Annotated in this window: 23 protein-coding genes; 15 read left to right on the forward strand and 8 right to left on the reverse strand. The window is 56.0% G+C overall.

The window, feature by feature from the left end; translation table 11 throughout:
- Nucleotides 1-67 precede the first annotated feature (67 nt).
- Complete coding sequence (gene rlmB / locus ACWKX3_RS18185) at nucleotides 68-799, forward strand: 23S rRNA (guanosine(2251)-2'-O)-methyltransferase RlmB (RefSeq protein WP_006178978.1); 732 nt, start codon at nucleotides 68-70, stop codon at nucleotides 797-799.
- Nucleotides 800-881: 82 nt separating this feature from the next.
- Here rlmB and ACWKX3_RS18190 read toward each other — a convergent pair whose 3' ends face one another.
- Nucleotides 882-2,156: an MFS transporter gene (locus tag ACWKX3_RS18190; protein ID WP_454542171.1), complete on the reverse strand. Its 1,275-nt coding sequence runs from the start codon at nucleotides 2,154-2,156 to the stop codon at nucleotides 882-884.
- Between the two features lie 193 nt (nucleotides 2,157-2,349).
- Here ACWKX3_RS18190 and ACWKX3_RS18195 point away from each other — a divergent pair, with 193 nt between their 5' ends.
- Nucleotides 2,350-3,972: an isovaleryl-CoA dehydrogenase gene (locus ACWKX3_RS18195; protein WP_088208710.1), complete on the forward strand. Its 1,623-nt coding sequence runs from the start codon at nucleotides 2,350-2,352 to the stop codon at nucleotides 3,970-3,972.
- On the opposite strand, the gene ACWKX3_RS18200 is transcribed toward ACWKX3_RS18195, so the two are convergent.
- The 3 genes from ACWKX3_RS18200 to bsmA all read right to left on the reverse strand — a co-directional run bounded on the left by ACWKX3_RS18200 (nucleotide 3,969) and on the right by bsmA (nucleotide 6,825).
- Nucleotides 3,969-5,900 (reverse strand): methyl-accepting chemotaxis protein, encoded by a 1,932-nt coding sequence (locus tag ACWKX3_RS18200; protein WP_454542172.1) that lies wholly within the window; start codon nucleotides 5,898-5,900, stop codon nucleotides 3,969-3,971. The two genes, ACWKX3_RS18195 and ACWKX3_RS18200, sit on opposite strands and share 4 nt — an antisense overlap.
- Nucleotides 5,901-6,071: 171 nt before the next feature.
- Complete coding sequence (yjfN, locus tag ACWKX3_RS18205; protein ID WP_167519818.1) at nucleotides 6,072-6,347, reverse strand: DUF1471 family protease activator YjfN; 276 nt, start codon at nucleotides 6,345-6,347, stop codon at nucleotides 6,072-6,074.
- A gap of 148 nt (nucleotides 6,348-6,495) precedes the next feature.
- The gene (bsmA, locus tag ACWKX3_RS18210) at nucleotides 6,496-6,825 is read right to left on the reverse strand and encodes a biofilm peroxide resistance protein BsmA (protein WP_006178984.1); all 330 of its coding nucleotides are present in this window, start codon (nucleotides 6,823-6,825) and stop codon (nucleotides 6,496-6,498) included.
- A 137-nt stretch (nucleotides 6,826-6,962) separates the two neighbouring features.
- Between bsmA and yjfP the strand changes: the two genes are divergently transcribed.
- Nucleotides 6,963-7,685: an esterase gene (yjfP, locus tag ACWKX3_RS18215; RefSeq protein ID WP_202561573.1), complete on the forward strand. Its 723-nt coding sequence runs from the start codon at nucleotides 6,963-6,965 to the stop codon at nucleotides 7,683-7,685.
- Here yjfP and ulaR read toward each other — a convergent pair.
- Both ulaR and ulaG read right to left on the reverse strand, forming a co-directional pair.
- Nucleotides 7,682-8,437: an HTH-type transcriptional regulator UlaR gene (ulaR, locus tag ACWKX3_RS18220; protein WP_006178986.1), complete on the reverse strand. Its 756-nt coding sequence runs from the start codon at nucleotides 8,435-8,437 to the stop codon at nucleotides 7,682-7,684. The genes yjfP and ulaR overlap by 4 nt on opposite strands.
- A gap of 110 nt (nucleotides 8,438-8,547) precedes the next feature.
- Nucleotides 8,548-9,612 (reverse strand): L-ascorbate 6-phosphate lactonase, encoded by a 1,065-nt coding sequence (gene ulaG / locus ACWKX3_RS18225; RefSeq protein WP_006178987.1) that lies wholly within the window; start codon nucleotides 9,610-9,612, stop codon nucleotides 8,548-8,550.
- 359 nt (nucleotides 9,613-9,971) lie between these two features.
- Here ulaG and ulaA point away from each other — a divergent pair, with 359 nt between their 5' ends.
- The 6 genes from ulaA to ACWKX3_RS18255 are packed head-to-tail and all read left to right on the forward strand — an operon-like array spanning nucleotide 9,972 to nucleotide 14,379.
- Nucleotides 9,972-11,372: a PTS ascorbate transporter subunit IIC gene (gene ulaA / locus ACWKX3_RS18230; RefSeq protein ID WP_088208712.1), complete on the forward strand. Its 1,401-nt coding sequence runs from the start codon at nucleotides 9,972-9,974 to the stop codon at nucleotides 11,370-11,372.
- Between the two features lie 12 nt (nucleotides 11,373-11,384).
- Nucleotides 11,385-11,690 (forward strand): PTS ascorbate transporter subunit IIB, encoded by a 306-nt coding sequence (gene ulaB / locus ACWKX3_RS18235; RefSeq protein WP_006178989.1) that lies wholly within the window; start codon nucleotides 11,385-11,387, stop codon nucleotides 11,688-11,690.
- A 9-nt stretch (nucleotides 11,691-11,699) separates the two neighbouring features.
- A complete protein-coding gene (gene ulaC / locus ACWKX3_RS18240; RefSeq protein WP_006178990.1) occupies nucleotides 11,700-12,167 on the forward strand; it encodes a PTS ascorbate transporter subunit IIA in 468 nt (155 codons plus the stop codon).
- A 12-nt stretch (nucleotides 12,168-12,179) separates the two neighbouring features.
- Nucleotides 12,180-12,830: a 3-keto-L-gulonate-6-phosphate decarboxylase UlaD gene (gene ulaD / locus ACWKX3_RS18245; protein WP_101738366.1), complete on the forward strand. Its 651-nt coding sequence runs from the start codon at nucleotides 12,180-12,182 to the stop codon at nucleotides 12,828-12,830.
- Between the two features lie 9 nt (nucleotides 12,831-12,839).
- Complete coding sequence (locus tag ACWKX3_RS18250; protein ID WP_006178992.1) at nucleotides 12,840-13,706, forward strand: L-ribulose-5-phosphate 3-epimerase; 867 nt, start codon at nucleotides 12,840-12,842, stop codon at nucleotides 13,704-13,706.
- Nucleotides 13,693-14,379, forward strand: a complete 687-nt coding sequence (locus tag ACWKX3_RS18255; RefSeq protein ID WP_058609535.1) for an L-ribulose-5-phosphate 4-epimerase — start codon at nucleotides 13,693-13,695, stop codon at nucleotides 14,377-14,379. The genes ACWKX3_RS18250 and ACWKX3_RS18255 overlap by 14 nt, the downstream gene beginning before the upstream one ends.
- 129 nt (nucleotides 14,380-14,508) lie before the next feature.
- On the opposite strand, the gene yjfY is transcribed toward ACWKX3_RS18255, so the two are convergent.
- Nucleotides 14,509-14,784: a DUF1471 family protein YjfY gene (yjfY, locus tag ACWKX3_RS18260; protein WP_006178994.1), complete on the reverse strand. Its 276-nt coding sequence runs from the start codon at nucleotides 14,782-14,784 to the stop codon at nucleotides 14,509-14,511.
- Between the two features lie 342 nt (nucleotides 14,785-15,126).
- On the opposite strand from yjfY, the gene rpsF reads away from it, so the two are divergent.
- The 5 genes from rpsF (at nucleotide 15,127) to ACWKX3_RS18285 (ending at nucleotide 17,645) form a co-directional block, all read left to right on the forward strand.
- On the forward strand, nucleotides 15,127-15,522 hold the full coding sequence (gene rpsF, locus ACWKX3_RS18265; protein WP_006178995.1) for a 30S ribosomal protein S6: 396 nt from the start codon (nucleotides 15,127-15,129) through the stop codon (nucleotides 15,520-15,522).
- Nucleotides 15,523-15,528: 6 nt separating this feature from the next.
- Nucleotides 15,529-15,843, forward strand: a complete 315-nt coding sequence (gene priB / locus ACWKX3_RS18270; RefSeq protein WP_006178996.1) for a primosomal replication protein N — start codon at nucleotides 15,529-15,531, stop codon at nucleotides 15,841-15,843.
- A 4-nt stretch (nucleotides 15,844-15,847) separates the two neighbouring features.
- The gene (rpsR, locus tag ACWKX3_RS18275) at nucleotides 15,848-16,075 is read left to right on the forward strand and encodes a 30S ribosomal protein S18 (RefSeq protein ID WP_002210155.1); all 228 of its coding nucleotides are present in this window, start codon (nucleotides 15,848-15,850) and stop codon (nucleotides 16,073-16,075) included.
- 39 nt (nucleotides 16,076-16,114) lie between these two features.
- Nucleotides 16,115-16,564: a 50S ribosomal protein L9 gene (gene rplI / locus ACWKX3_RS18280; protein ID WP_006178997.1), complete on the forward strand. Its 450-nt coding sequence runs from the start codon at nucleotides 16,115-16,117 to the stop codon at nucleotides 16,562-16,564.
- A 151-nt stretch (nucleotides 16,565-16,715) separates the two neighbouring features.
- Entirely contained in the window at nucleotides 16,716-17,645 is a 930-nt protein-coding gene (locus ACWKX3_RS18285; RefSeq protein ID WP_137272936.1) for a DMT family transporter, read from the forward strand.
- Between the two features lie 45 nt (nucleotides 17,646-17,690).
- Here the strand turns inward: ACWKX3_RS18285 and ACWKX3_RS18290 are convergent, their stop codons facing one another.
- Nucleotides 17,691-18,335, reverse strand: coding sequence for an OapA family protein (locus ACWKX3_RS18290; protein WP_058609536.1), 645 nt, complete (start codon nucleotides 18,333-18,335; stop codon nucleotides 17,691-17,693).
- Nucleotides 18,336-18,567: 232 nt separating this feature from the next.
- On the opposite strand from ACWKX3_RS18290, the gene fklB reads away from it, so the two are divergent.
- Nucleotides 18,568-19,188, forward strand: a complete 621-nt coding sequence (gene fklB / locus ACWKX3_RS18295) for an FKBP-type peptidyl-prolyl cis-trans isomerase (protein ID WP_042322538.1) — start codon at nucleotides 18,568-18,570, stop codon at nucleotides 19,186-19,188.
- Nucleotides 19,189-19,283: the final 95 nt, after the last annotated feature.

The following is a 19,283-nucleotide window of genomic DNA, read 5'->3' on the forward strand; positions in this document are numbered from 1 at the left end:
TACTCTGCTAATCTGACCCTCTCCCGAAAAGGGAGGGGGACAAGCATTGTCATAATGAGAACCATCAATGAGTGAAATGATTTACGGCATCCACGCGGTGCAGGCCCTTCTGGAGCGCGCGCCGGAGCGTTTTCAGGAAGTGTTTATTCTGAAAGGGCGTGAAGACAAACGTCTGATGCCGCTGATCCACGCGCTGGAAGCGCAGGGCGTGGTGATCCAGCTGGCGAACCGTCAGTACCTGGATGAGAAAAGTGAAGGCGCGGTTCACCAGGGCATTATTGCGCGCGTGAAGCCGGGCCGTCAGTACCAGGAAAACGATCTGCCGGATCTGATTGCCGGGCTGGATAACCCGTTCTTCCTGATCCTTGATGGCGTGACCGATCCGCACAACCTCGGCGCGTGCCTGCGCAGCGCCGATGCGGCGGGCGTCCACGCGGTGATCGTACCAAGAGACCGCTCAGCGCAGCTGAACGCGACGGCCAAAAAAGTGGCCTGCGGCGCGGCGGAAAACGTACCGCTGATCCGCGTGACCAACCTGGCGCGCACCATGCGTCTGCTTCAGGAAGAGAATATCTGGATCGTCGGTACGGCTGGCGAAGCGGATCACACCCTGTACCAAAGCAAGATGACCGGCCGCATGGCGCTGGTGATGGGCGCAGAAGGGGAAGGCATGCGTCGCCTGACGCGCGAGCACTGTGACGAGCTGATCAGCATTCCGATGGCAGGTAGCGTGTCGTCGCTGAACGTCTCCGTCGCGACGGGCATCTGCCTGTTTGAAGCGGTGCGTCAGCGTAGTTGATTTTCGCCCGGTGGCGCTTCGCTTACCGGGCCTACGGTTTTGTAAGCCGGGTAAGGCGAAGCCGCCACCCGGCAAAACAACCTCACTCCTCTAACGCCCGCAAATGGTCATCCTTCCTCAATGTCATCAGCGCCACGATGCTCACCACCGCCGTTGCCATTACGTAATAGGCCGGAATATCAAGATTGCCTGTCTCTTTAATCAGACTGGTAATGATTAAGCCCGCACAGCCTGAGAAAATCGCATTCGACAGGGAATAGGCCAGCCCAAGCCCGGTATAGCGCACGCGCGTCGGGAACATCTCCGAGAGCATGGCCGGACCTGGCCCCGCCAGCATCCCCACCAGACCGCCTGCAATTAGCACCACGATGGCTTTGACGGCCAGCGTGCTCCACTCCGCCTGCAGGATGTTGAGCAGCGGAAGGGCGAGGATCAGCAGCAGCGCGGCGGCGATAATCATCACCGTGCGGCGTCCTATCTTATCGCTCAGGATCCCCGACGGAATGATGGTGAGCGCAAAGCCAATATTTGAAATCACAGCAATCAGCAGCGCCTGGTTGAACCCGGTATGCAGGGCCGACTGCAGATAGGTTGGCATGATCACCAGGTAGGTATAGCCCGCCGCGGACCACACCATGACCCGGCCAATGCCCGTCACGATGGCCCTAAGCGTAGCCGCGATGTCGGCCTGAGCGACAGCCGGTTTCTCTTTTTGCTGCACAAAACTTGGCGTCTCTTCCATGCTGACCCGCAGCCACAGCGCGACGGCACCCATAGGCAGCGCGAGGAAGAACGGAATGCGCCATCCCCAGTCGTGGAGCGCCTCGGGAGTGAGCAGTACGGAGAGCAGCGCCACAATGCCTGCACCTGCTAACAGCCCCAGCGCCACGGTGAAGGACTGCCACGCGCCGTACAGGCCGCGCTTGCCGCGTGGTGCGAACTCGGTCATCAGTGACACGGCCCCGCCATATTCCCCTCCGGCAAACAGTCCCTGCAGGATGCGAAGCAGGGTGATGATCAGCGGTGCGGCAATCCCGATGCTGGCATAGACCGGCACAATACCGATGGCGGCGGTGGCGAGCGTCATCAGGACCAGCACGATAATCAGCGTCGGTTTACGGCCAATCTTGTCGCCAATACGGCCAAACACCACCGCGCCCAGCGGGCGAAAGAAAAAGGCGATGGCAAACGAGGCGTAGGTGAGGATCAGGCTGGTTAGCCCCGTTTCACCGTCGAGCTGGAAAAAATTCTTCGCAATCACGGTCGCCAGGAAACCGTAGACCGCAAACTCGTACCACTCGATGAAGTTACCTATGGAGCCTGCAATTAATGCACGCTTGTGCGCATCCGGTTGCATAACGATCCTCGCAGAAAAGAGTAAGAATAAATTATTCAACAAAAGCGCTACCATGAAATAGTTTATTCTTATGTTCTGTGAGCTATTTCACGAAGCCTTTCAATGCGATCGCCAGCATGTGACCCGACTCCCATGCAGCCCGCAGGCGCTCTGTCCATACTTATCTTCATTGCCACTGAAGGAGGGAGACAGTATGCACTGGCAGACTCACACCGTTTTCAATCAACCTTCCCCGCTCTCTAACAGCAATCTTTTCCTCTCGGACTGCGCCCTGCGCGACGCGGTGGCGCGCGAAGGTGCCGAATGGGACATGGATCTTCTCGCCAGCATTGGGCAGCAGCTGGGCACGGCGGAATCGCTGGAGCTGGGCAGGCTGGCCAACGTGAACCCGCCCGAACTGCTGCGTTATGATGCGATGGGAGGGCGGCTTGACGACGTCCGTTTCCACCCCGCGTGGCACCTGCTGATGCAGGGGCTGTGCGCCAACCGGGTGCATAACCTGGCGTGGGAAGAGGAGGCGCGTAAAGGCTCCTTCGTCGCCCGGGCTGCACGCTTTGTGCTGCATGCGCAGGTGGAAGCGGGCACGCTTTGCCCCATCACCATGACCTTTGCCGCCACGCCGCTGCTGCTGCAGGCGCTGCCCAAGCCCTTCGAAAGCTGGCGAAACCCGCTGCTCGGTGACCGTTACGATCCGCATCTGGCCCCCGGTGGGCAGAAACGGGGGCTGCTTATCGGTATGGGGATGACGGAAAAGCAGGGCGGCTCCGACGTGCTGAGCAATACCACGAAGGCGGAAAAATGCAGTGACGGCAGCTACCGGCTGGTGGGCCACAAATGGTTTTTCTCCGTCCCACAAAGCGATGCTCATCTGGTGCTGGCGCAGGCGAAGGGCGGTTTATCCTGCTTTTTTGTTCCGCGTTTCTTGCCTGACGGACAGCGCAACGCCGTGCGCCTGGAGCGCCTGAAGGACAAGCTGGGTAACCGCTCTAATGCCAGCAGCGAGGCCGAGTTTCTGGATGCCTCCGGCTGGCTGCTGGGCGAGGAGGGGGAAGGGGTTCGGCAAATCCTCAAAATGGGCGGGCTGACGCGCTTCGACTGCGCGCTCGGCAGCCACGGGCTTATGCGCAGGGCGCTTTCGGTGGCGCTGTATCATGCCCATCAGCGGCAGACGTTTGGAAAAAACCTGATCGACCAGCCTCTGATGCGCGAGGTGCTTAGCCGGATGGCGCTGGTGCTGGAGGGGCAAACCGCGCTGCTGTTTCGTCTTGCCCGCGCATGGGATAAGCGCGCCGATCCGCAGGAGATGGCCTGGGCGCGGCTTTTCACTCCGGCCGCGAAATTCAGCGTATGCAAGGCAGGCATTCCCTTTGTGGCGGAAGCGATGGAAGTGCTGGGGGGGACAGGCTACTGCGAAGATAACGAACTGCCACGTCTGTACCGGGAAATGCCGGTGAACAGTATCTGGGAAGGCTCGGGGAATATTATGTGCCTGGACGTGCTGCGGGTCCTGACGAAGCAGCCGGGAATGCTCGACCTGCTCAGCGACGACTTCGCCCAGGTAAAAGGGCAAGATCGCCACTTCGATCGCAGCTGGCGGCAGCTCCAGCAGAAGCTGCGTAAGCCTCAGGAGGCGCAGGGCAGGGAGATTGCCCGCCAGCTCAGTTTGCTGGGCGCGGGAAGCCAGATGCTGCGGCACGCCTCGCCGCCGATGGCGCAGGCGTGGTGTCGCATGATGCTGGATACCCGTGGCGGAACGCTGATGAGCGAACAGGTGCAAAATGACCTGCTGCTGCGCGCCACGGGCAGGGTGGGTTAATCTTTCAGCTGGAACAGGCTTACCAGCCGGGCGAGGTGCGATCCTTGCTCGCGCAGCGCGTGTGCGGTTTGCTCGCTGCGTGAAACGCGATCGGCGTTGATGTGCGACGCTTCACCAATGTGGGTCATGGCCAGGTTAACCTGGCCAATCCCGGCGGACTGTTCGCGGGAGGCGTGGTTAATTTCAGTCACCAGCTGGCTGATGTTATTGATGTGAACGATGATGGCATCCATCGCCAGGCGCGTCTGCTCGGAAAGCGCGTGCCCCTCGCTCACTTTGTTCAGCGTGTCGCCAATCAGCTGCTCAATCTCTTTCACCGCGTTGGCGCTGCGTGCCGCCAGGGCGCGGACCTCCTGCGCGACCACCGCGAAACCTTTGCCATGCTCGCCCGCCCTCGCCGCTTCGACTGCCGCATTGAGGGCCAGGATGTTGGTCTGGAAAGCGATTGACTCGATCACGCGCGTGATATCTTCAATGCGTTTTGACGCATCACGAATATCATCCATGGTGGCAACGGCGTGGGTGACCGTTTCACCGCCCTGATGCACCGCGCGCGACGTCTCTCCGACGAGCTGCTGCGTTTGCTCCATGTTGGCCGCATTTTGCTGCACCGTCGCGGCCAGCTGCTCCATGCTGGCGGAGGTCTCTTCTACGCTGCTGGCCTGCTTGTTGATCTGCTCTGAAATCTCGCCGCTATCATTGGCCAGCGCGTTGGTTCCGGTCCGAATGTCGCCTGCGGCCTCACGGACCTGAATAACGATCTTTTGCAGGCCATCCCCGATACCGTTGATCGCCGCGATCAGCTGGCCGACCTCATCCTGGCGCGTCACTGGCAGGTTTGCCCGCAGATCGCCTGCCGCGTACAGGCGGGCAAGGTGGATCACATTGCGTAACGGGCGCGTAAGCATGCGACGGATAATCATGACGAACAGCCCTGCAAATAGCACCGATAACGCCACGCCCGCCAGCAAGAAGCGATCGCGCAGGTGATTCACGTTTGAGAGCAGTACTGCTTTATCCACCTCGCCCACGATGGTCCAGTTCCAGCCCGGAAGCGGGGTGTAGGCCATTTTGAGCGTGCGGCCATCATCACTGATCCGCTCCAGCGTACCGGCGGTATCGCTCAGCAACTGCTGTTGCGTGGCGCTATCCCATTTGGGCAATTGTCCCTCTTCGCTGTTGTGGAACAGGTATTGCCCGCGGGTCTTCCCGGTGCTGCGATCGAGAACGAAAAAGTGTCCACTTTCACCGAGGCGACGGTTAAGGATTTTCTCGCGCATGACGTTCCAGGAGTGGGTGATATCCACCCCGACAAAAATAATGCCGATCACCTGGCCGTCACTGTTTTTGACGGGCTGATACTGGGTGATATAACGCTTGCCGAAAAGCAGCGCCAGCCCACGGTACACTTCCCCTTTGGTGACGGCGGCAAACGCCGGGCTGGTGGTATCCAGCACGGTACCCATTGCGCGTTCGCCATTCTCTTTGCGCAGGGACGTGGCGACACGGATAAAGTCATTACCGCTGCGGACAAACAGCGTCGAAATCGCACCGGTTCGATTGAGGAAGTCGTCGGAAAGGGCATTGTTATCATGCAGCCCGGTCTCGCCGCCTTTCAGCAGGGGAACGGTTAATCCGTTGATCGTCCTGCTCTCGGCGGAATCGACATGTAACGGTTGCGGAAGAAAGGTGGTGAAAAGCCGGGTATAACTTTCGACCTCTTCGCTCAGGCTGGTGTTGAACATCTCGACCATATCCACCATGCCGGTGGACTGATTATGCAGATCCTCAACGGCCAGTGATTCCAGCTGCTGGCTGGCCTTATGGCTGAGAAGAAAAGTGAACAGCAGAAACAGAATGGCGACGCTCACGCCGGTCAGCAGCGATAGCTTAGTGCCCAGGCCTGCACGGCGGAAAAAACTGATCATAAATTGCTCATTATTAAAAAGGTATGGCTTTTCAACGGCAGAGCAGGGCTAACATTTACTCTATAAATGTAACTGGATGTTATTTATTTGTTTTATTAATGGCTTATAAGGTGATGAAAGATTTGCAAAAATGAAAAGCCACTAAAAATAAGTGGCTTTTACTGGGAGGGATTATGCATAGAGAATGGCCTGTACTCGCCAGTGATCGACATGATGGTCTTCCTGCATCTGGATAATGCGATACCACGACGCACCCTGCTCATCGGCTTTTAATGCAACGACACGTTCAACGTCTTGTGGACTTCCCGAAATATTATTTACGGAGATATGACCAATCTCATTCAGACCCGTTACGCAATCTGCGCTGGCGAATTCCGCCGACTGCGCGGTCGTGCTTACAAGGCCCGCTGAGAGCAACAGAGAGGTTAAAGCAAGAGTTCGTTTCATTGTCAGCTCCATTTCACATGTCTCCGGTATCCGCCGGGCAATCCTTCGCGAATAAACTCACTTCCATTGTTGCTGGCATGGAGTTTATTGTGGACAGGAAAATGTCTATGGACGCAAAGCAGTGTAAATGTCGTTCAAATGATCGCCGTTATTTACGGTATAAAATGGCCTGCGAGTACCACTGTCCCGTAATAATGGTTTCGTCGACCATAATGATGACGTAATAATCTGCTTTGGCGGCGACGGCTTGTGCTCTGATTGCCTCCTCCGCGTCGTCCGGGGAACCGCGCACCATCGCAGAGACGGTGCCCATTCGTTGTAATCCTTCCGTCTGATTACGACGAATTTCCTGCGGGCGATCGGTGACCGGCGGAGCGGGTTGTGGTGTGCCCTGCAGCGCGCTACAGCCGCCAAGCAGAGAGACCAGCAATAAAGCAGCAAACCTGCGCATAACCATATCTCGTTTCCTGATAGCCATAGTGTAGTTGTCTGTAAATTTAGTTTTGGGGGAATGTTCCCGAAGTGTTAGCTGGGGCGTAATTTTCGAATGAAAATATCGTGAAACCGTAACCCAGTTCTCAACATTATGAATCATCCGGTAGCCCAGGAGTGACAATGATTGAACTTGAAACACGACGCCTCGGCGATAATGAAATATTACACGCTTTTCCCGCCGGAAAAGGTGAACACCCGCTGCCCACCGTGGTTTTTTACCATGGGTTTACCTCATCGAAGCTGGTATACAGCTATTTTGCCGTGGCGCTGGCGCAGGCGGGTTTTCGCGTCGTGATGCCGGATGCCCCCGACCACGGCGCGCGATTCACAGGTAACGAGGCGGCCCGGCTTGGTCAGTTCTGGCACATCCTGCACGGCAATCTCACGGAATTCGCCGGGCTGCATGATGCGCTTCGTCAGTCACGGCTGGTGGCGGATGACCGCCTGGCGGTCGCGGGAGCCTCCATGGGCGGGATGACGGCGTTGGGCATTATGGCCCGCCATCCGGAGGTGAGAGCCGTAGCCTGCCTGATGGGATCGGGTTACTTTACCACGCTGGCGAAAACGCTTTTCCCGCCGCAGGCACCCCAGGAAATTGAAGGGTTGCTGGCGGAATGGGACGTCAGCCATGCGCTGGCGCAGCTGGCCGATCGTCCGCTGCTGTTATGGCATGGCGATGCGGACGACGTCGTGCCGCCCGGCGAAACGTTCCGTCTGCAGCAGGCGTTACAGCGTGAAGGGCTGGACAGCAATCTCACCTGTTTGTGGGAAGCCGGTGTGCGGCACCGCATTACGCCGACGGCGCTGGACGCGACCGTGGCATTTTTCCGCCAGCACCTTTAAACGCGTAGCACCGTTACGCCCTGGTCTTCCAGCTTCTGGAGGATCTCAGGGTTAGCGCTTTTTCCGGTGATCACCATGTCAATCTGCTCAGCCCGGCTGAACAGCATACCTGCGCGCTCGCCCACTTTGCTGCTGTCGACCAGAACAACGAGCTTACCGACCACGTTAAGCATGTTCTGTTCTGCCATGGCGGTCAGCATATCGGTTTTATACAAGCCGTCGGTGGTTAGCCCTTTACCGCTGGTAAACATCCAGTGCCCGGCGTAGAGGCTGTTTTCACTGTCCTGTGGGCTCAGCGTGATCGACTGGCTCTTATTATACTGGCCGCCCATGATCACCACGCTTTCGTGCTCCTGATCGATAAGGTAGTTGGCCAGCGGCAGATAGTTGGTGATGATTTGCACCGGCTTACCGCACATTTCCCTGCCCAGCAGAAACGCCGTTGAACCGCAGTTAATCACCACGCTTTCGCCCGGGTTAACCAGCTGCGATGCCGCTCTGGCGATACGCACTTTCTCATCATGATTCAACGCCTGATGAATATTCATCGGTGTCCAGCGCGGGCGCTGTTGGCTGATGGCTTCTGCACCGTTACGGACTTTCTTGAGCTTGCCGCTCTCATCCAGCTTGTTGATATCTCGCCGTGCCGTTGCGGGGGAAATCCCTAAACGTTCAATCACTTTTTCGACGGTGATAAACCCCGTTTGCGCCAGGAGTTCCAGTAATATTTGATGTCGTTGCGCTTCCGTCATGAGCTATTCCGATAAGTATTGATTTGAAAAGATGATATTTGAAATAGCATGAAATTACTAAGATAAATGGAAAATCGCCAGGCTTTGGGCCTGGCAACGGGGCGCATCAATCAGAGGAATGATTTGAACGGCAGGTCTGGTTCAATGGTGAAGCAATCATCGAATCCGCGCGGATAGTGATATTCAAGATTGTCTTTATCCAGCGGCCAGGTGAACTTGCCGCCAACCTGCCAGATGAACGGCTTAAAGCCATACTTCAGACGATCTTTTTTCATCTCCCACAGCACGCGGATCTCCTGCGGATCGGCCTGGAAGTTTGACCAGATATCGTGGTGGAATGGGATCACCACTTTGGTATTCAGCGCTTCCGCCATGCGCAGCATATCGGCGCTGGTCATTTTATCGGTAATGCCGCGCGGGTTTTCGCCGTAGGAGCCGAGCGCAACGTCAATCTGATGCTCGTTACCGTGCTTCGCGTAGTAGTTGGAGTAGTGTGAATCGCCGCTGTGGTACAGCGAACCGCCCGGTGTTTTGAACAGGTAGTTCACCGCACGTTCGTCCATGCCGTCCGGCAGCACGCCTGCGGCTTTCTGGTCGGCAGGCAGCGTGATAAGCGCCGTGCGGTCAAAGGCATCCAGCGCGTGGATCTCCGTATCTTTGATTTTCACCACGTCGCCCGGTTTCATGACGATGCAGCGCTCTTTTGGCACGCCCCAGCCGATCCATAAATCGACGCAGGTTTGTGGCCCGATGAAAGGAACATCATCGGCGCAGTTTTGCATCACCGCGGCAGCGACGTTGACGTCGATGTGATCGTTATGATCGTGGGTGGAGAGCACGGCGTCGATCTGGCGAATGGCGAAAGGATCAAGCACAAACGGCGTGGTGCGCAGGTTCGGCTGAAGTTTTTCTACGCCTGCCATGCGCTGCATCTGATGGCCCTTTTTCATCAGCGGGTTGCCGTGGCTCTGTTTGCCCGTCCCACACCAGAAATCGACGCAAATGTTGGCGCCGCCTTCAGATTTCAGCCAAATCCCCGTGCAGCCGAGCCACCACATTGCAAAGGTGCCAGGCGCAACCTGTTCCTGCTCAATCTCTTCATTCAGCCAGCAACCCCATTCCGGGAAGGTGCTCAGAATCCATGATTCACGGGTGATGGTGTTCACTTTACTCATCGTTCGACTCCTGCGTTCAATCAAAAGTAATCATATTGTGATTTGATGTGATTAATACTGGCACTCTTTGATTCGGTTTGCAATGGCTAAATTGCAGCTATTTTTCCCGTAAATTCCTTATGAGATCTGTTTTTGAGTTGTTAAAACATCAAGTATTTACGATTAAGGCAATGAAATTTAAGGATAAAATTATTCTTTAAAATCGGAAGTGAAAATCATTACTGCTGATGTGGAAATAAATTGCGTGATGCGTCACAAATAATCAAATGCAATCTTGTGGTGATTATTTGTGATTAATAGAGTGATGGCACCAACCACCCGGGGTTTGCCCCTCGTGTTACCCTTTTCTGGAGAGAGTTATGGAGATCCTCTACAACGTCTTTACCGTGTTCTTCAATCAGGTAATGACCAACGCCCCGCTGCTGCTGGGTATCGTGACGTGCCTGGGCTACATCCTTCTGCGTAAAAGCGTTAGCGTCATCATCAAAGGCACCATCAAAACCATTATCGGTTTCATGCTGCTGCAGGCAGGGTCGGGCATTTTGACCGGCACCTTTAAACCGGTGGTGGCCAAAATGTCGGAAGTGTACGGCATTAACGGTGCAATCTCAGATACTTACGCTTCCATGATGGCGACCATCGATCGTATGGGTGATGCCTACAGTTGGGTGGGCTATGCGGTTCTGCTCGCGCTGGCGCTGAACATCATTTATGTGCTGCTACGCCGGATAACGGGCATTCGCACCATCATGCTGACGGGCCACATCATGTTTCAGCAGGCGGGACTGATTGCGGTTTCCCTCTATATTTTCGGCTACCCAATGTGGACCACCATCATCTTCACGGCGGTGATGGTGTCGCTCTACTGGGGCATCACCTCCAACATGATGTACAAGCCGACCCAGGAAGTGACCGACGGCTGCGGCTTCTCCATCGGCCACCAGCAGCAATTTGCCTCATGGATAGCCTATAAAGTTGCGCCGTACCTGGGCAAAAAAGAGGAGAGCGTCGAAGACCTCAAGCTGCCCGGCTGGCTGAATATTTTCCACGACAACATCGTCTCGACGGCAATTGTAATGACGATCTTCTTCGGTGCCATTCTGCTCTCCTTTGGCATTGACGTGGTGCAGGCGATGGCGGGCAAAACCCACTGGACGGTCTATATCCTGCAGACCGGTTTCTCCTTCGCCGTCGCCATTTTCATCATCACCCAGGGCGTGCGCATGTTCGTCGCTGAACTGTCAGAGGCCTTTAACGGTATCTCTCAGCGGCTGATCCCTGGCGCAGTGCTGGCAATTGACTGTGCAGCTATCTATAGCTTCGCGCCAAACGCCGTGGTCTGGGGATTTATGTGGGGCACCATCGGTCAGTTGATTGCGGTGGGTATCCTGGTGGGCTGCGGCTCGTCCATTCTGATCATTCCTGGCTTTATCCCGATGTTCTTCTCCAACGCCACGATCGGCGTCTTTGCGAACCACTTCGGCGGCTGGCGCGCGGCGCTCAAGATCTGCCTGGTGATGGGCATGGTTGAGATCTTCGGCTGCGTGTGGGCGGTCAAGCTCACCGGCATGAGCGCCTGGATGGGTATGGCCGACTGGTCAATTCTGGCACCGCCAATGATGCAGGGCTTCGCCTCCGTAGGGCTGGTCTTTATGGCCGTCATCATCCTGATTGCACTGGTTTATATGTTCTTCGCTGGCCGTACGCTGCGAGCTGAAGAAGATGCGGAAAAACAAACAGCAGAAGTCTCTGCTCACTAAGGAGTTTCGATTATGACCGTACGTATCCTGGCTGTGTGTGGCAATGGGCAAGGTAGCTCCATGATCATGAAGATGAAAGTGGATCAGTTTTTAACCCAGTCAAACATTGACCACACGGTGAACAGCTGCGCGGTGGGTGAATACAAAAGTGAACTGAACGGCGCGGACATCATCATCGCCTCTACCCATATCGCCGGTGAAATCACCGTGACGGGCAACAAGCATGTGGTGGGCGTGCGCAACATGCTCTCGCCGGCTGATTTCGGTCCAAAGCTGCTGGACGTGATCAAAGAACACTTCCCTCAAGACGTGAAGTAAGGACGCCACATGAAACTACGTGATTCGCTGGCAGAGAATAATTCCATTCTTTTACAGGCCGAGGCCAGCACATGGCAAGAGGCGGTGAAGCTTGGTGTGGATCTGTTGGTTAACGCCGACGTTGTCGAACCGCGGTACTACCAGGCAATCCTCGACGGGGTTGAGCAGCATGGTCCCTATTTCGTCATTGCGCCAGGGCTGGCGATGCCGCATGGACGTCCGGAAGAGGGCGTCAAAAAAACCGGTTTTGCGCTGGTAACACTGAAAACGCCGCTGGCGTTCAACCATGAAGATAACGACCCGGTCGACATCCTGATCACCATGGCGGCTGTCGATGCCAACACCCATCAGGAGGTCGGCATCATGCAGATCGTCAACCTGTTTGATGACGAAGCGAATTTTGACCGTTTACGCGCCTGCCGTACCGCGCAGGACGTCCTGGATTTAATTGATCACGCCACTGCGGCGGCCGTTTAAGAGGAATTTATCATGGCATTACCGATGTTGCAGGTTGCGCTGGACAACCAGACGCTCTCTCACGCTTATGAAACGACCCGCCTGATTGCGGAAGAAGTGGACATTATCGAAGTGGGCACCATTTTGTGCGTGGGCGAAGGTGTCCGCGCCGTTCGCGACCTGAAAGCGCTTTATCCGCACAAAATCGTGCTGGCCGATGCCAAAATTGCCGATGCGGGCAAAATTCTCTCCCGTATGTGTTTTGAAGCCAACGCGGACTGGGTCACCGTGATCTGCTGTGCGGATATCAACACCGCCAAAGGGGCGCTGGACGTGGCGAAAGAGTTTAATGGCGACGTGCAGATTGAGCTGACCGGCTTCTGGACCTGGGAACAGGCGCAGGAGTGGCGCGATGCCGGTATTCAACAGGTGGTGTATCACCGCAGCCGCGATGCGCAGGCCGCGGGCGTTGCCTGGGGTGAGGCCGACATCAGCGCGATTAAACGACTGGCGGACATGGGCTTTAAAGTCACCGTGACCGGTGGCCTGGCGCTGGAAGATCTGCCGTTGTTCCAGGGCATTCCGATTCACGTCTTCATTGCGGGCCGTAGCATCCGTGATGCGGCGTCTCCGGTAGAAGCCGCGCGCCAGTTCAAACGTTCAATCGCTCAGCTTTGGGGCTAAGGAGCGGGTATGTTGTCTAAACAGGTCCCGCTTGGCATTTATGAAAAGGCACTCCCTGCGGGGGAGTGCTGGCTGGAGCGGCTGCAGCTGGCAAAACAGCTGGGATTTGATTTTGTCGAAATGTCCGTGGACGAGACGGACGCGCGTCTGGCACGCCTCGACTGGAGCCGCGAGCAGCGGCTTGCGCTGGTGAACGCGGTTGCGGAAACCGGCGTGCGCGTGCCGTCCATGTGCCTTAGCGCCCACCGCCGTTTTCCGCTTGGCAGCGAAGATGATGCGGTACGCGCTGAAGGTCTGGCGATCATGCGGAAAGCCATTCGTTTCGCGCAGGATGTCGGTATCCGCGTGATCCAGCTGGCGGGTTACGATGTTTACTATCAGGAAGCCAACGACGAAACGCGCCGACGCTTTCGGGACGGCCTGAAAGAGAGCGTTGAGATGGCAAGCCGCGCGCAGGTGACGCTGGCTATGGAGATCATGGACTACCCGCTCATGAACTCCATCAGCAAAGCGCTTGGTTACGCCCATTATCTGAACAATCCATGGTTCCAGCTCTACCCGGACATCGGCAATTTATCGGCGTGGGATAACGACGTACAGATGGAACTGCAGGCGGGCATCGGGCATATCGTGGCGGTGCATGTTAAAGACACCCGCCCTGGCGTGTTCAAAAACGTGCCGTTCGGCACCGGGGTGGTGGATTTCGAGCGCTGCTTCGAAACGCTCAAACAGACCGGCTATTGCGGGCCCTACCTGATTGAGATGTGGAGCGAAACGTCGGAAGACCCGGCGGCTGAAGTGGCGAAAGCGCGCGACTGGGTGCGCGAGCGCATGGCCCGGGCAGGGTTGCTGGAGGCTGAACATGCAGAGGCTTAAGCAGCAGGTGTTTGAAGCCAATATGGATCTCCCGCGCTATGGCCTGGTGACGTTCACCTGGGGTAACGTCAGCGCCATCGATCGCGAGCGGGGGCTGATAGTGATTAAGCCCAGCGGCGTAGCGTATGAGGTTATGAAGGCTGACGACATGGTCGTGGTGGATCTCGACGGAAACGTCGTCGACGGCAGCTGGCGTCCCTCGTCGGATACGGCCACGCACCTGGCGCTGTACCGGCGTTATCCCTCCCTGGGCGGTGTGGTGCATACCCACTCCACGCACGCCACCGCATGGGCACAGGCGGGGCTGGCGATCCCGGCGCTGGGCACGACGCATGCCGACTACTTTTTTGGCGACATTCCGTGCACGCGTGCATTAACGCAGGCCGAAGTGGAAGGCGAGTACGAGCTCAATACCGGGAAGGTGATTATCGACACGTTGGGCGAGTGTGAGCCCCTGCATACGCCGGGGATTGTGGTCTATCAGCACGGCCCGTTCTCATGGGGTAAAGACGCCCACGACGCAGTGCATAACGCGGTGGTGATGGAAGAGGTCGCAAAGATGGCGTGGATTGCCCGCGGTATTAACCCGCAGCTGCGCGACATCGATGATTACCTGATGAATAAGCATTTCATGCGCAAGCACGGCCCGAATGCCTATTACGGGCAGAAGTAAATAAGTGCTCTGGAATACCAAAACAGTTGTAACCGGCGGTATTCCGGAGCCATTCATAAAAAAAGCCCCCGGGCAGGGGGCAAATAAAAGCATGGCTATGTCTCGTTGTTGGCTTTCCTGGTGCGAGCGTTATCGGTAGATATCTGCACTGGCGTGCATATTGCCGTTGCTGCCGGGCTCACGCGTCAGTATGACGTGATAGTAGGTGGCCCCCTGTGCATCGGTTTCTTGATTAAGTGCCTGATCTGCTTCGCTTTCGGTGGCGAAATTATGATTGATGTAGATTACGCCTAAGCTCTGCACATCATCCATGTTTTTGGCCTGTCGGCCATCTATCTTGATGGCTGCCATCGCGTTTGCACTGAGCAAAAGCGCAGCCATTACGGCAATTGCGATCTTTTTCATGATATGCGCTCCACGACTGCGTGCTGTGTGACGGTGAGTGCTCTCCTTTTGTCTTTGGATTGGCGTTGATTAAAGTGTAATCGCTTCTGTGACGGGGATGCGTGACCATTTCTGATGCACTTGTTCAAAAAAACAGCGCTTATGAATGTGATTAATTTTAAATCATCCACTTAACCCCGCTTTACGCTTAGTGCGAATTATTTGTGCAACTCGCTTGAGTTTCCCGGGGCGCGCAAGTATTATGACGCGTCAATTTTTCAGCCGACCTTTAACACGTTCCTTGCCTCCCCGGGCCTCGGCTGACCCAGACAGGAGGCTGAATAATCCGTAAGGAGCAATTCGATGCGTCATTACGAAATCGTTTTTATGGTCCATCCTGACCAGAGCGAACAGGTTCCGGGCATGATCGAGCGCTACACTGGTGCAATCACTGCAGCAGAAGGCACGATCCACCGTCTGGAAGACTGGGGCCGCCGTCAGCTGGCTTATCCGATCAACAAACTGCACAAAGCTCACTACGTTCTGATGAACGTTGAAGCGCCGCAGGAAGCGATCGATGAGCTGGAAACTAACTTCCGCTTCAACGATGCCGTTATCCGCAGCATGGTTATGCGTACCAAACACGCAGTGACCGAAGCATCTCCGATGGTTAAAGCGAAAGACGAGCGCCGTGAGCGTCGCGATGATTTCGCAAACGAAACCGCAGATGATTCTGATGCTGGGGATTCTGAAGAGTAATTTCTGATGACCAACCGTCTGGTGTTGTCCGGTACCGTGTGCAGGACCCCCCTTCGAAAGGTCAGCCCATCAGGAATTCCGCATTGCCAGTTCGTGCTTGAGCATCGTTCTGTGCAAGAGGAAGCCGGGTTTCACCGGCAGGCGTGGTGCCAAATGCCCGTTATTATTAGCGGACACGAAAACCAGGCCATTACTCACAGTATAACGGTCGGTAGCGCAGTAACGGTTCAGGGGTTCATTTCATGCCACAAGGCAAAGAACGGCCTGAGCAAAATGGTTCTGCATGCCGAGCAGATTGATTTGATAGATTCTGGAGACTAGCCAAATGGCACGTTATTTCCGTCGTCGCAAGTTCTGCCGTTTCACCGCGGAAGGCGTTGTTGAGATTGATTACAAAGACATCGCAACGTTGAAAAACTACATTACCGAAAGCGGTAAAATTGTCCCGAGCCGTATCACCGGTACTCGTGCAAAATACCAGCGTCAGCTGGCTCGCTGCATCAAGCGCGCTCGCTACCTGTCCCTGCTGCCGTATACCGATCGTCATCAGTAATCGGCCGCTGTCTATTAACGACTTTAAGAGGATAAGGTAATGCAAGTTATTCTGCTTGATAAAGTAGCAAACCTGGGTAGCCTGGGTGATCAGGTTAACGTTAAAGCGGGCTACGCTCGTAACTTCCTGGTACCACAGGGTAAAGCTGTTCCAGCTACCAAGAAAAACGTAGAGTTTTTCGAAGCACGTCGTGCTGAACTGGAAGCCAAACTGGCTGACGTTCTGGCGGCTGCTAACGCTCGCGCTGAGTCAATCAACGCACTGGGCACCGTTACCATCGCGTCTAAAGCTGGCGACGAAGGTAAACTGTTCGGTTCCATCGGTACCCGCGACATCGCTGATGCAGTAACTGCAGCAGGCGTGAAAGTGGCTAAGAGCGAAGTTCGTATGCCGAACGGCGTTCTGCGTACCACTGGTGAGCACGAAGTTGACTTCCAGGTTCACAGCGAAGTGTTCGCTAAACTGGTTGTTAACGTTGTAGCTGAGTAATTTTTTACTCTGCTCACGTCAAATCGCCGGCCTTGTGCCGGCGTTTTGCTTTTCAGACCTCTCAGAATTTCGCTTTTATCCTTGTAGGGCAGCCATTCCTGGCGCATTCTTGATAATAAATTGAAACGCCATTTTATCTTTGAGATTTGCCATGGATACCGCTCTGCCTGTGCCCGTCTTTGCCCGTCGACATGTAGCCTATGCCTGCGCCACGCTCTGCTGTCTGCTTTGGGGGAGCTCCTACCCGGCGATTAAAAGCGGCTACGAACTTTTCCAGATTGCGACAGATGATATCCCGTCAAAAGTGGTGTTTGCCGGATACCGTTTCCTGTTTGCCGGTGCGTTGCTGCTGCTCTTTGCGCTGGCACAGCGAAAGCCCATTGCCAGGCTTACGCCTGCACAGTTTGGTCAGCTTACGATCCTTGGCCTGACCCAGACCACGATTCAGTACACCTTCTTTTATATCGGCCTGGCTTATACCACGGGCGTTAACGGTTCGATCATGAATGCGACCGGGACGTTTTTCAGCGTGCTTCTGGCGCACTTTATCTACCACAACGACAAGCTGAGCTATAACAAAACGCTTGGCTGTATTCTCGGGTTTGCCGGCGTAATGCTGGTGAATTTTCACAGCGGGCTAAGTGAGTTCCACTTTGTCTGGAACGGCGACGGGTTCGTGGTGCTGGCCGCCTTTATTCTGTCGGCGGCGACGCTCTACGGGAAACGCATCTCCCAGACTGTCGACCCCACGGTGATGACGGGCTGGCAGCTGGCGATTGGCGGCCTTGTGCTGGTGATCGGCGGATATGTAACGGGCGGCACGCTGGAGGTACACAGCTTCACCGCCGCGGCGGTGCTGGGTTATTTGACGTTGCTGTCATCCGTGGCATTTGCCCTGTGGAGCGTGCTGCTTAAGGTGAACCGCGTGAGCATGATTGCCCCGTTCAACTTTGTGGTGCCGGTGGCGGGCACTGTGCTGTCCGCTATCTTCCTCGGCGAAAACATTCTTGATATCAAATATGCGATTGCGCTGGTGCTGGTCTGTTCGGGGATTTGGTGGGTGAATAAGCGGCGTGCCTGAGAACAGAATGCCGGGCGGCGGCTTCGCCTTACCCGGCCTGCGGAATTAACGTGCTCTGATAAAACTGCCGTCCGTCTGGCGGGTAAACAGCACCTGCTGACCATTTCCTGTATCAATCGTTAAGCCGGTGACCACCCCGCTGGCGTTCTGGCGGATCTGCACCATCTGGCCGTTTTGCAGGTTGCTGAGCGGTTTACCCGCGCCTTCTACCTGCGCCATGGCGTAAACGTCTGTCGCTGGCAGGTTGTGGTCGCGGAACAGTTGGGCCAGCGTTTTACCCGGTTCTACGCGATAAGAGCGCCACTGCTGCTCAATGCCGGTTGGCTGCTGAGCCTGAGGCTCAACGGGCGCAGCGGCCTGATCCTGGGGCTGCTCTTCCTGAACAGGTTCAGGTTCGACCGGTGCCATCTGACCCGGATCGTTGGACGGCGTAACAAGCTGAGTTTGCATCGGCTGCGAGTCTGGCTGCGGCCGGGTCTGGGACTGGATATCCAGCTGCGCATTGCGGGTGACGGGTGCCGTGTCGGCGTCGTCGCCCCCCGAAGGAAGCAGGAAGCCAACGATGACCAGCAGCGCGCCAATGATGATCCCTCTGCGGTGCAGAGGAGGCAGCGGGTCCATGAGGCGAAAATTGTCCGGCGCATGCCAGATTTTCGCCAGGGTAGGTTTCAGTTCAAATCGCCCGGGCATGGCTCTCCTCCTGCTCCGCGTCTTTTTATCCTGTGCTCCGAAGTATAGTTCGCTAACTGCCTGAACGGCGTGGCAAACCCGACATCCGTGACATCAGTTCGGGATTAATCCTGGTCCCCTCTATTGTTTCTGTTTCGCTGCGGTTTGTCACCTTTACTTAAGACAAAGTTTTACCCATAAGAGCATGGCTGATATGCTGCCCGCTACTTTAAATGTGATGGAAGGAAAACCCATGACCACCCCGACTTTTGACACTATCGAAGCGCAGGCAAGCTACGGCATCGGCTTGCAGGTAGGACAGCAGCTGAGCGAATCCGGCCTGGAAGGTCTGTTACCGGAAGCGCTGGTGGCGGGTATCGCTGACGCGCTGGAAGGCAATCACCCGGCCGTTCCGGTTGACGTTGTTCACCGCGCGCTGCGTGAAATTCATGAACGTGCTGACGCCGTGCGTCGCGCGCGCTTCGAAGAGATGGCAGCAGATGGCGTGAAATATCTGGAAGAAAACCGTGAGCGTGAAGGCGTGAACAGCACCGAGTCTGGCCTGCAGTTCCGCGTGATCAAGCAGGGCGACGGCGCTATCCCGGCGCGTACCGACCACGTTCGCGTACATTATACCGGTAAGCTTATCGACGGCACCGTGTTCGACAGCTCCGTACAGCGCGGTGAACCGGCTGAATTCCCGGTCAACGGCGTTATCGCAGGCTGGATCGAAGCGCTGACCCTGATGCCAGTGGGTTCCAAATGGGAACTGACTATTCCTCAAAACCTGGCCTATGGTGAACGTGGTGCAGGCGCATCCATCCCGCCATTCAGCACCCTGGTCTTTGAAGTCGAGCTGCTGGAAATCCTGTAATCGGCTTTTCTTATTTTCCTCTCTCCGCCTGGGGAGAGGAAAATAGCGAGAAAACCTATAGTTACGCCGGAATCAACATTTTATCTTGCAAACAA

The organism is Enterobacter sp. UPMP2052 (genome assembly GCF_053709675.1).